Here is a 12,591-nt window from a genome sequence, read left to right as displayed (position 1 = left end):
ATTCTCCGCCCGTTGTATTTTCATTTTTCGATTTACTGCGCAGTATTCTTACTGCGTATTTCCTGCCAGACCTTGTCACAATCAGCATTGACGGACTGACCGTTACCCGTGCGCGTGGCCTGGATACACTGCTGATAATCCAGCACGCGTACGCTTTCTTCATTGGCAAACTGTTGGTGCTGTTTTTCTTTCTTCAGCACATTCAACACGCTTTGGCAGGCTTCAATTTTCTCCGGCGATCCCTGCGCGGTATTAATACACGCGCTGTAGGCTTCTTTCAGACGGCTGTCCTCTTTCGGCGCAGGAGATTGCGCACACGCCACCAGCCCTGATGCCATAACGGCGATGAGTATCAGTTTTTTCATAGCACTTTCCTCAACGAGGCGGCAGGCACCCGGCCTGCCGCTGTTGGCATTAGAAGATGGTGAACGGAGCAATAACGATGAACTTCACGTCGCGCTCATCCTGGAACATGTTGCCGTAGCCACCGCCCCAGCTCGGAATGTCTGAATGGTTGTCGTACTGAGTGAAGTGCAGCTTAAACATGGTGCCCTTCGCACGACCTTCCTGCAGGGTGTAGACCGCATCCAGGCTGTAAGAAGATTCTTCGATAGTCCGGTTTTTGTCGTAGTACGCATCCGGGTTGAGCTGCCAGGTTGATGGCTTAGCATCCCATGCGTAAACGTAGGACGCGCCTACCGCCCAGCCCGGCAGATTCCAGTTCTTCAGGTCATACATTGCGCCGAAGAAGACTGCCTTTTCACCGTTGGCGTTGAAGTCAGAACGGTTATCCCACCAGACATCCAGACGACCGTTTGAAGAGGCGTAGGTTGGGGTCATACGCTGCAGGAAGTAACCCTGCTGGCCGTCCGCTTTAACCCAGGTCCCTTCCAGACGAAGGTCAACGACTTCTGCCACTTTGTAGCCAAAGGTCAACGCCTGCAACCAGGCAGTGCCATCATAAATATCGTTCACGGTACGATCATCAACCTTGTCGCGTGCACCGTAGAACTGGTAGCTGGTGGTAAATGGGTTACCGCCTAAATCGAATTTGTAGCTGGCTTTTGCGAAGTACTGATCGACGTAACCTTCAGACTGACCAAATGCCGCTTCCAGCAACAGGTTATTTTTGAAGTCATATTTCGCGCCAATTGAGTGCAGGTAATCAACGCTGGTCTTTTTATCAGCCTGATAGAATTTATCGACTTCGGTGTGCCACGGTGCTTTATATTCGTTAGCCCACATATAGGAGAAGCTCAGTGCGCCAGCATCACCGTAATCGAAGTTGGCACCGGCTTCAGCACCCTGATAGGTACCTGGCATAAAACTCCAGTGCGGTGCCAGCAGAGTCTGCCCGGTTGGTTGAATGTAACCGGCGCGCGCCCAGGTTGGGCCGTATTTAAATTTGGCTGCTGCTTTATAAAGGCTAATCCCGCTCTTATCGCCGGAGTAATCCTCGTCATAGCCTTTATTTTTAGAAGAGAATGCGATTTCGTTTGGATGGCCGCTTTCGCTACTTTCGTTCATTTCAATAGCGGTAAATGCTGCGATATCAATACCAAACATATCGGCCGCGTAACCGGACTGGAAGTCGAGGTTAGCGTTCCAGGTGGAGTGAGAAAGGTTGGTTTTATATTTGTCATGATCGGTCACATCTTTACGGTCACGCTCACGCTGCCAGTAATAGATGCCGCCGGTTAAGGTTGAGTCATCAATAAATCCTTCGGCGTGTACCTGCGGAGCGACAACAAAACCCGACATTGCTGTGATACCGGCGATAGCCAGCGCCAGCGTACTACGTTTGCCACTAAACGTACGCATATGTTAATCCTCTTTGACGTATAAAATGCTGCCGACAAAAGCGGACAGCGAAAAAACAAAAAATAAAAAAGTAGCGCTAAGAAAACCTCAGTGACTACAATGAATAGACTATTTTTCGCGACGCGAATTATCAATCTCTTTCTGTAACGAGTATGTAATAGTATGAGCAACCGCACATATTTGATTGCTTTCTGTTACATTTTCATTGGAAGATAAAAAAGCGTTGAAAAAATGAAAAAATCGCTTGTTTTCCATGGAGATGAAATCGGTTTCAGCCCATTTCATATTGAGGTAAGTTATTTAAACGTAAAAACATTCGCCCAGTCCATTATTACGGACATGTAATTAATTCGCTCCGCAAACGGAGCCTGGAACACGGTTTTTTTGCGAAAAAAAACGCCGCATGAAGCGGCGTTTAGAGAGGATGTGTTGCGGCTTATTCGCCCGCTTTAGCCCACGTGTCACGTAGACCAACGGTACGGTTAAACACCAGCTTGTCAGCCGTTGCATAACGACTGTCCAGGCAGAAGTAACCTTCACGCTCAAACTGGAACGCTTTACCTGCAACCGCTGCCTTCAGCGACGGCTCACCGTAACCCAGCTTAATGACCAGCGATTCCGGGTTAATAACGGACAGGAAGTCTTCCGCCGCGCCTGGATTTGGCACGCTAAACAGACGATCGTACAAGCGGATTTCAATCGGCAGCGCATGGGACGCGCTCACCCAGTGAATAACGCCTTTGACTTTACGACCATCGGCCGGGTCTTTGCTCAGGGTGTCGGCATCGTAGGTGCAGAAAATGGTGGTGATATTCCCTTCCGCATCTTTCTCAACACGTTCGGCCTTGATCACATAAGCATTGCGCAGACGTACTTCTTTGCCCATCACCAGACGCTTGTACTGCTTGTTCGCTTCTTCACGGAAGTCTGCGCGATCGATCCAAATTTCACCGCTAAATGGCACTTCGCGGCTGCCCATTTCCGGTTTGTTCGGATGGTTAGGCATGGTGACCAATTCGCTTTCGCCCTGCGGATAGTTTTCGATAACCAGTTTAACCGGATCGATAACCGCCATCGCGCGCGGGGCGTTTTCGTTCAGATCTTCGCGGATACAGGATTCCAGAGAAGCGATCTCAATGGTGTTGTCTTGCTTGGTCACGCCAATGCGTTTGCAGAACTCACGGATCGCGGCAGCGGTATAACCGCGACGACGCAGGCCAGAAATCGTCGGCATACGCGGATCGTCCCAGCCTTCAACGTGCTTGTCGGTCACCAGCAGGTTCAGCTTGCGCTTGGACATCACGGTATATTCCAGATTCAGGCGCGAGAATTCGTACTGACGCGGATGAACCGGAATGGTGATGTTGTCCAGCACCCAGTCGTACAGACGACGGTTATCCTGGAACTCCAGCGTACACAGGGAATGCGTAATGCCTTCCAGCGCATCGCTGATGCAGTGGGTAAAGTCGTACATCGGGTAGATGCACCACTTGTTGCCGGTCTGGTGGTGTTCGGCGAACTTAATGCGGTACAGCACTGGATCGCGCATCACGATAAACGGCGACGCCATGTCGATTTTCGCACGCAGGCACGCTTTACCTTCTTCAAAGCCACCGGCACGCATTTTTTCGAACAGCGCCAGGTTCTCTTCGACGCTACGATCGCGGTACGGGCTATTTTTGCCAGGCTGAGTCAGCGTGCCGCGGTATTCGCGGATTTCGTCCGCTGACAGTTCGTCAACGTACGCCAGGCCTTTATTAATAAGCTCTACTGCATAGGCGTGAAGCTGATCGAAGTAATCCGAAGAGTAGCGAATGTCGCCAGTCCAGTGGAAACCTAACCATTCAACGTCGTTTTTAATCGACTCAACGTACTCGATATCTTCTTTAACCGGGTTCGTATCATCAAAACGCAGGTTGCACTGGCCCTGGTAATCTTGCGCAATGCCAAAGTTCAGACAAATGGATTTCGCGTGGCCAATGTGCAGATAGCCATTTGGCTCCGGCGGAAAACGGGTATGGATAGTGGTGTGCTTACCACTGGCCAGATCTTCATCGATGATCTGACGAATAAAGTTACTCGGGCGGGCTTCAGCCTCACTCATCGTGGATTCCTCAAAGCGTAAACAACGTATAACGGAGTATGATCTTATAAGCGACGTCAGGAGACAACTATTAGTTGCACAAAAAAGGTGTTTCAACAGGATATATGAGGGCATTTGCTGCAAAAAAAAGCGGCGGAGGAATATCCCCCGCCGCTTAAGGCACTTAACTCACTTTACTCAGGAGCAGTTATTTACCTTTAATCTCATACAGTGGTGTTTGACCGGCAACCACATGACCTTCGGCTTTAATAACCAGAGCGCCGAAATCATCGCTGTTGCTGCACACAACCGGGCTTATCATCGAACGTGCGTTAGCGTTCAGGAACTCCAGATCCATTTCCAGAATCGGTTGGCCTGCAGTAACTTCCGCACCTTCTTCAACCAGACGCTTAAAGCCTTTGCCTTCCAGCGCTACGGTATCGATGCCCATATGGACCACGATTTCCGCGCCTTTAACAGTTTCCAGGCAGAACGCATGGTTAGTGTTGAAGATTTTCACGATAGTGCCCGCAGCCGGAGCAACCACGATTTTATCCGTTGGTTTCACTGCCACGCCGTCGCCTACTGCTTTGCTGGCGAAGGCTTCATCAGGAACCTGTTCCAGCGCAACTACGTCACCAGTAATCGGAGAAACCAGCGCTTCAACGGTGACTGCATTCGCTACAGCCTGCGGTTTTGCTACTGGGGCCGCTGCTGCTGGCGCACTTTCACCAGATGCTGCTGCCACCGGACCACGCGCGACAACTTTCTTCATTTCGTCGCCGATGGATTCGGCTTTCGCACCCACGATGACCTGGATAGTTTGCTTGTTCAGCTTAACTACTCCAGATGCACCTAAACGCTTACACATCGCATCGTTTACGCGACCGGAGTCGGCAACGGTCAGACGCAGACGAGTGATACAGGCATCAATCGCTTTCAGGTTATCAGTGCCGCCAACCGCTGCAATGTAGTTGGTTGCCAGTTGAGCCAAACCTTCTTCAGTGTTGCTGTTGGCTTCTTCAGTAACGATATCGTCTTCTTTATCTTCGCGGCCCGGCGTTTTCAGGTTAAACATACGAATAACCGCGCTGAACAGCACAAAGTAGATAACGAAGAACACCAGCCCCATCACCACCAGCATCCAGACGTTCTGGCTTGCTGCCGGCAGGTTGTACATCAACACGTAGTCGATAGCACCTGCGGAGAAGGAGAAGCCTGCGTGGATCCCCAGCAGTGTTGCAACGAACAGGCTGATACCCGTTAACAGTGCGTGCAGGAGGTACAGCAGTGGAGCCAGGAACATAAACAGGAATTCCAGCGGCTCGGTAACACCGGTCAGGAACGCGGTGATCGCAACGGACAGTAGCATACCGCCAACCATCGGACGACGTGCTTTCGGAGCCGCGAAGTACATCGCCAGCGCCGCACCCGGCAGACCAAACATCATGATTGGGAAGAAGCCAGACATGAACATACCCGCAGTGCCGTCACCCGCGTAGAAGCGGTTGATGTCACCGTGGAATACGGTACCTGCAGCGTTAGTAAATTCGCCAATCTGGAACCAGGCGATGGTGTTCAGCACCTGATGCAGACCGGTTGGGATCAGCAGACGGTTGATGAAACCAAAGATACCGGAACCCAGCGCACCAGCGCCCACGATCCACTCACCACCCGCATGGATGGCGTTCTGTACCGGCGGCCATACGTAACCGAAGATAGCAGCCAGCACCAGACAGAAGAAGCCAGTGGCGATCGGCACAAAGCGTTTGCCGCCAAAGAAGCTCAGGAAGTCAGGCAGTTTGATACCAGACCAGCGGTTATACACGGCACCGCCGACCAGACCGGTGATGATACCAGCTAGCACGCCCATATTGATTGCAGGGTTAATGGTAACCATTGCTTTGGTCAATATGAAATAACCGACCGCACCTGCCAGCGCTGCTGCACCTGCGCTGTCTTTTGACCAGCTGGAAGCAACACCGATCGCAAAAATTAACGCGAGGTTATCAAAGATGGCCCCACCCGCTTGCGCGATGAAGGGTACGTTAAGTAAATCTGGTTGGCCGAATCGCAGCAGCAGTGCCGCGACTGGCAGCACAGCGATGGGGAGCTGTAACGCCCTACCCAGCCGCTGGAAAAAACCTAAAATATTCATTTTATTCCCCCTACGAGACCCCGATTAGGCTTCTTTGAAGCCATATTTTTATTGTGCGACCATTCCTGACAGCAAGATTCTGGAACAACGATATTAACCATTCATCTACATTCAGAGTGTGTGAAAAATTAATTCGTATCGCAAATTAAACGCGTGTTTTTTGTGATTCCAGTCACCAAATATCGTTATTAACCCTCCCTTTCACTGGCTAACTACGAAAACTTATTTTATCATTCAAAAAATCGAAACGGATTGATCCTTACCGATGCAAAACCAGGTTACGCTTATTACTGCACAGAGACTCAATCCGCCAACTGCTTACTTTTACTTTTGAGGTGAAGAATGAGACTGATCCCCCTGAATACCGCTGAACAAGTCGGCAAATGGGCTGCTCGCCATATCGTTAACCGTATTAACGCGTTCAAACCAACGGCAGATCGTCCGTTCGTTCTGGGCCTGCCGACTGGCGGTACTCCGCTGACAGCTTATAAAGCATTGGTTGAAATGCACAAAGCGGGCCAGGTGAGCTTCAAGCATGTTGTTACGTTCAACATGGACGAATATGTTGGCCTGCCGAAAGAGCATCCGGAAAGCTACCACAGCTTTATGCACCGCAATTTCTTTGATCACGTTGATATTCCAGCAGAAAACATCAACCTCCTCAATGGTAACGCGCCGGATATTGATGCAGAATGCCGTCAGTATGAAGAAAAAATCCGTTCTTACGGTAAAATCCACCTGTTTATGGGCGGTGTAGGCAACGATGGTCACATCGCGTTCAACGAGCCAGCTTCCTCTTTGGCTTCCCGTACCCGCATCAAAACGCTGACTCACGACACACGTGTTGCTAACTCACGCTTCTTTGACGGCGACGTAAGCCAGGTGCCTAAATATGCGCTGACCGTTGGCGTGGGCACCCTGCTGGATGCTGAAGAAGTGATGATCCTGGTTCTGGGCCACCAGAAAGCACAGGCGCTGCAAGCCGCCGTTGAAGGCAACGTTAACCACATGTGGACCATCAGCTGCCTGCAGTTGCATCCAAAAGCCGTTGTGGTCTGCGATGAGCCTTCCACCATGGAACTGAAAGTGAAGACGCTGAAATACTTCAACGAGTTAGAAGCGGAAAATATTAAAGGTCTGTAATTGATGTCTCCGCCCTGTCGATAAGTTGCAGGGCGGCATTTTTTTGAAATCGGGGGTCGGAATGTATGCTTTAACCCAGGGCCGGATCTTTACCGGTCACGAAATTCTTGATGACCATGCGATTGTTGTCGCCAATGGCCTGATCGACAGCGTTTGCCCACTGGCTGAATTACCGTCAGGGATTGAACAGCGCTCACTGAATGGGGCCATTGTTTCCCCCGGTTTTATTGATGTACAGCTGAACGGCTGCGGTGGCGTGCAGTTTAACGATACGGCAGAAGCCGTAACCGTTGAAACGCTGGAAATCATGCAAAAAGCCAATGAAAAATCTGGCTGCACCAACTATTTGCCAACGCTTATCACCACCAGCGATGACCTGATGAAACAAGGTGTTCGCGTGATGCGTGAATACCTGGCGAAACACCCGAATCAGGCATTAGGACTTCATCTTGAAGGCCCGTGGCTGAATCTTGTTAAAAAAGGCACCCATAATCCGGGATTTGTCCGTCAGCCGGACGCTGCACTGGTTGATTTCCTGTGCGATAATGCGGATGTGATTACCAAAGTCACACTGGCACCAGAAATGGTCCCGGTAGAGGTCATCACCAAATTGGTGAATGCGGGTATCGTGGTTTCTGCGGGTCATTCCAATGCAACGGTAAAAGAAGCAAAAATCGGATTCCGTGCAGGTATTACCTTTGCAACGCATCTGTTCAACGCGATGCCGTACATTACCGGCCGCGAACCCGGTCTGGCGGGCGCTATTTTGGATGAAGCCGATATCTACTGCGGTATCATCGCCGATGGCCTGCACGTTGACTACGTTAACATTCGTAATGCTAAGCGCCTGAAAGGCGACAAGCTGTGCCTGGTTACTGACGCGACCGCGCCAGCAGGTGCAAACATTGAACAGTTCATTTTCGCTGGTAAAACAATATACTACCGCAATGGACTGTGTGTTGATGAGAACGGCACGTTGAGCGGTTCATCATTAACCATGATTGAAGGCGTACGCAATCTGGTCGAGCATGCAAATATCGCCCTCGACGAAGTCTTACGCATGGCAACGCTCTACCCTGCTCGCGCCATCGGCGTCGACAAACAACTCGGCAGCATCGCGCCAGGCAAAGTAGCCAACCTGACTGCGTTCACGCACGACTTTAAAATTATCAAGACCATCGTTAATGGCAACGAGGTCGTTACTGAGTAAGAGAAAGAATGACACCAGGCGGACAAGCTCAAATAGGTAATGTTGATCTCGTAAAACAGCTTAACAGCGCGGCGGTTTATCGCCTGATTGACCAGCATGGGCCAATCTCGCGAATTCAAATTGCCGAGCAAAGCCAGCTTGCCCCCGCCAGCGTAACCAAAATTACGCGTCAGTTGATCGAACGCGGGCTGATCAAAGAAGTCGATCAGCAGGCCTCCACCGGGGGCCGCCGCGCTATCTCTATCGTCACAGAAACCCGCAATTTCCACGCCATTGGCGTACGACTGGGTCGCCACGACACAACGCTCACGCTCTATGATATGAGCAGTAAAGTTGTCGCCGAAGAGCATTACCCCCTCCCGGAGCGCACCCAGGAAACGCTGGAATATGCGCTGCTCAACACCATTGCCATCTTTATTGAGAGCTGCCAGCGGAAAATCCGTGAGCTGATCGCAATTTCTGTCATCCTGCCAGGCCTTGTCGATCCTGAAAGCGGCGTCATCCGCTATATGCCACACATTCAGGTCGAAAACTGGGGACTGGTCGAAGCGCTCGAAAAACGCTTCAAAGTCACCTGCTTTGTTGGTCATGATATTCGCAGCCTTGCGCTGGCTGAGCACTATTTCGGGGCAAGCCAGGATTGCGAAGACTCCATTTTGGTGCGAGTGCACCGCGGAACCGGCGCGGGTATCATCTCCAACGGCCGAATTTTCATCGGTCGCAATGGCAACGTCGGCGAGATTGGTCATATTCAGGTAGAGCCGCTGGGTGAGCGCTGTCACTGCGGTAATTTCGGCTGCCTGGAAACCATTGCCGCCAATGCTTCTATTGAACATCGCGTGCAAAACTTACTGAAGCAGGGTTATCCAAGTCGACTCACGCTGGATGATTGCAGCATCAAAGCCATCTGTAAGGCAGCAAATAAAGGCGATAATCTGGCAGCAGAAGTTATTGAGCACGTTGGTCGCCACCTGGGTAAAACTATCGCCATTGCCATCAACCTGTTTAACCCGCAAAAAATCGTCATTGCGGGCGAAATTACCGAGGCGGATAAGGTGCTGCTGCCTGCAATAGAAAGCTGTATCAACACGCAGGCGTTAAAGGCGTTTCGCCATAATTTACCGGTGGTTCGGTCCACGCTGGATCACCGCTCCGCCATTGGCGCCTTTGCGCTGGTGAAGCGCGCAATGCTCAACGGTACACTGCTGCAACGTTTGCTGGAAAACTAATACACGTCATCCTTCGAGCTGCCTCTGCGTTAGCTGCATCTACTCACCCCGGTCACTTACTTCAGTAAGCTCCAGGGGTTCGCAGACTTGCCGCCTTGATGCAACTCGAATGATGTAGTGTATTTTGTGTATAGTAATGCCTTCTTTTTTTAATGTCGGATTGTCCATGGCCATTAAGAATGTAATTTGTGATATCGACGGCGTGCTGATGCACGACAATGTTGCTGTACCAGGTGCGGCAGAATTTCTGACTGGGATCCTGGAAAAAGGCCTGCCGTTAGTCCTGCTGACTAACTACCCTTCGCAGACCGGGCAAGATCTGGCAAACCGCTTCGCCACCGCGGGTGTGAATGTCCCTGATAGTGTCTTTTATACTTCCGCGATGGCTACCGCTGATTTTCTTCGTCGCCAGGAAGGAAAAAAGGCCTACGTGGTGGGTGAAGGCGCGTTAATACACGAACTGTATAAAGCTGGATTTACCATTACCGACGTGAACCCCGATTTTGTGATTGTTGGCGAGACACGTTCCTATAACTGGGACATGATGCATAAAGCAGCCTATTTTGTCGCCAACGGCGCGCGTTTTATCGCCACTAACCCGGATACCCACGGTCGCGGCTTTTATCCCGCCTGTGGAGCACTCTGTGCCGGTATTGAGAAGATCTCAGGCCGTAAACCGTTTTATGTCGGCAAACCCAGCCCGTGGATTATTCGCGCGGCTCTCAACAAAATGCAGGCGCACTCGGAAGAAACCGTTATCGTTGGTGACAACCTGCGTACCGATATTCTGGCAGGTTTTCAGGCGGGTCTGGAAACTATCCTGGTACTGTCTGGCGTTTCCAAGCTTGATGATATTGACAACATGCCGTTCAGACCAAGCTGGATTTACCCGTCCGTTGCTGAAATAGACGTCATTTAATCTCTTTAGCCGGATAACAACATCTGCAAGTTATCCGGCCTGAAAAAAACATCCATTCAATAAAATCATCACTTCACTGTTGATTCATCAATAATAGCGCTCATTACATAATCTTTTTTCATCAATCAGCAATGACCATTGCGTTTTTTATTTTCTGACCCGTAATTCGCTTGCGCCCTCTCCAGCTTTGCGGCATTTTCTTTATCAAGCAAACATAAAAAGCATCACGCAACAGATTAACGGAGAAGGTTATGTGTTCTATTTTTGGCGTATTCGATATTAAAACTGACGCAGTTGAACTGCGTAAAAAAGCCCTGGAACTGTCTCGTCTGATGCGCCACCGCGGCCCGGACTGGTCAGGTATTTACGCCTGTGATAACGCCATTCTGGCGCACGAACGTCTGTCCATCGTCGACGTCAATGCCGGTGCTCAGCCGCTGTACAACGTGAAGAAGACACATATCCTGGCGGTTAACGGTGAAATTTATAACCACCAGACACTGCGTGCTGAATACGGCGATCGCTACCAGTTCCAGACCGGTTCCGACTGCGAAGTTATCCTCGCGCTGTATCAGGAAAAAGGACTCGCGTTCCTCGATGACCTGCAAGGCATGTTTGCTTTTGCCCTGTACGACAGCGAGCAGGACGCCTACCTGATCGGTCGTGATCATATCGGGATCATCCCGCTGTATATGGGTTACGACGAGCACGGTAACTTCTACGTTGCGTCTGAAATGAAAGCGCTGGTTCCTGTCTGCCGCACGATCAAAGAATTCCCGGCCGGTAGCTATTTGTGGAGTAAAGACGGTGAAATTCGTCAGTACTACCAGCGCGACTGGTTTGAATACGATGCAGTCAAAGACAACGTTACCGATAAAAACGAGCTGCGCCAGGCGCTGGAAGATGCGGTGAAAAGTCACCTGATGTCAGATGTTCCTTACGGAGTTCTGTTGTCCGGTGGTCTGGATTCATCCGTCATTTCCGCGATCACTAAAAAATACGCGGCACGCCGTGTTGAAGATCAGGAACGTAGCGAAGCCTGGTGGCCACAGCTGCACTCCTTCGCCGTCGGCCTGGAAGGCGCTCCGGATCTGAAAGCTGCGCAAGAGGTGGCGAACCATCTGGGGACCGTGCACCATGAGATCCACTTCACCGTGCAGGAAGGTCTGGATGCGATCCGCGACGTGATTTACCACATCGAAACTTACGATGTCACGACGATTCGCGCCTCGACGCCAATGTACTTAATGTCGCGTAAAATTAAAGCGATGGGCATTAAAATGGTGTTGTCGGGTGAAGGTTCGGACGAAGTGTTTGGCGGCTATCTCTATTTCCACAAAGCGCCAGATGCAAAAGAACTGCACGAAGAAACCGTGCGCAAGCTGCAAGCGCTGCATATGTTCGACTGCGCCCGTGCCAACAAAGCCATGTCGGCCTGGGGTGTAGAAGCCCGCGTGCCCTTCCTGGATAAGAAATTCCTTGATGTGGCGATGCGCATCAACCCACAGGACAAAATGTGCGGCAACGGCAAAATGGAAAAACACGTTCTGCGCGAATGTTTTGAGTCCTACCTGCCGGCAAGCGTCGCATGGCGTCAGAAAGAGCAGTTCTCTGACGGTGTCGGTTACAGCTGGATTGACACTCTGAAAGAGGTGGCTGCAGAACAAGTTTCTGACCAACAACTGGAAACTGCCAGCTTCCGTTTCCCGTACAACACGCCATCATCTAAAGAAGCGTATTTGTACCGTGAGATTTTCGAAGAGTTGTTCCCGGTAGCGAGTGCAGCGGAATGTGTGCCTGGCGGGCCTTCGGTTGCCTGTTCTTCTGCCAAGGCAATCGAATGGGATGAGGCGTTTAAAACCATGAACGATCCGTCTGGCCGTGCCGTTGGCGTACACCAGTCCGCTTATAAATAAGTTAATCCTTAGATAAGAGCCCTGCGGGGCTCTTTTTTTATGTTTGTTTTCTGTGCAAAAAAACAATTAATAACTAATAATTGCCGAATATTGCGTCATGCTGTTCGCAACC

General features: G+C 50.8%; 9 protein-coding genes. 5 read left to right on the top strand and 4 right to left on the bottom strand.

The genetic code is table 11. From position 1 onward, the window contains the following. Positions 1-32: 32 nt before the first annotated feature. The 4 genes from OGY10_RS08920 to nagE all read right to left on the bottom strand — a co-directional run bounded on the left by OGY10_RS08920 (position 33) and on the right by nagE (position 6,062). Entirely contained in the window at positions 33-365 is a 333-nt protein-coding gene (locus OGY10_RS08920; protein ID WP_008784106.1) for a ChiQ/YbfN family lipoprotein, read from the bottom strand. Between the two features lie 49 nt (positions 366-414). Further along, entirely contained in the window at positions 415-1,821 is a 1,407-nt protein-coding gene (gene chiP / locus OGY10_RS08915; protein ID WP_008784105.1) for a chitoporin ChiP, read from the bottom strand. A 436-nt stretch (positions 1,822-2,257) separates the two neighbouring features. After that, entirely contained in the window at positions 2,258-3,925 is a 1,668-nt protein-coding gene (glnS, locus tag OGY10_RS08910) for a glutamine--tRNA ligase (RefSeq protein WP_286576644.1), read from the bottom strand. Positions 3,926-4,112: 187 nt separating this feature from the next. Further along, positions 4,113-6,062 (bottom strand): PTS N-acetyl glucosamine transporter subunit IIABC, encoded by a 1,950-nt coding sequence (nagE, locus tag OGY10_RS08905; RefSeq protein ID WP_003831342.1) that lies wholly within the window; start codon positions 6,060-6,062, stop codon positions 4,113-4,115. Positions 6,063-6,404: 342 nt separating this feature from the next. On the opposite strand from nagE, the gene nagB reads away from it, so the two are divergent. The 5 genes from nagB to asnB all read left to right on the top strand — a co-directional run bounded on the left by nagB (position 6,405) and on the right by asnB (position 12,479). Next, positions 6,405-7,205 carry a glucosamine-6-phosphate deaminase gene (nagB, locus tag OGY10_RS08900; protein WP_003022803.1) on the top strand — a complete coding sequence of 267 codons (801 nt, stop codon included), beginning with the start codon at positions 6,405-6,407 and terminating at the stop codon, positions 7,203-7,205. 61 nt (positions 7,206-7,266) lie between these two features. Beyond that, complete coding sequence (gene nagA / locus OGY10_RS08895; protein ID WP_003831339.1) at positions 7,267-8,415, top strand: N-acetylglucosamine-6-phosphate deacetylase; 1,149 nt, start codon at positions 7,267-7,269, stop codon at positions 8,413-8,415. Between the two features lie 8 nt (positions 8,416-8,423). Further along, positions 8,424-9,644 carry a DNA-binding transcriptional regulator NagC gene (gene nagC / locus OGY10_RS08890; protein ID WP_048235883.1) on the top strand — a complete coding sequence of 407 codons (1,221 nt, stop codon included), beginning with the start codon at positions 8,424-8,426 and terminating at the stop codon, positions 9,642-9,644. Between the two features lie 166 nt (positions 9,645-9,810). Then, positions 9,811-10,563, top strand: a complete 753-nt coding sequence (nagD, locus tag OGY10_RS08885; protein WP_003022792.1) for a ribonucleotide monophosphatase NagD — start codon at positions 9,811-9,813, stop codon at positions 10,561-10,563. A gap of 251 nt (positions 10,564-10,814) precedes the next feature. After that, positions 10,815-12,479, top strand: coding sequence for an asparagine synthase B (gene asnB / locus OGY10_RS08880; RefSeq protein WP_071445750.1), 1,665 nt, complete (start codon positions 10,815-10,817; stop codon positions 12,477-12,479). The last annotated feature ends 112 nt before the right edge of the window (positions 12,480-12,591 follow it).

It is taken from the genome of Citrobacter sp. Cpo148, from assembly GCF_030332375.1.
In the GTDB taxonomy this organism is placed as follows: Bacteria; Pseudomonadota; Gammaproteobacteria; order Enterobacterales; family Enterobacteriaceae; genus Citrobacter; species Citrobacter portucalensis.
The sequence above is the reverse complement of the archived record's forward strand: the minus strand, read 5'-3'. Positions and strand labels throughout refer to the sequence as shown.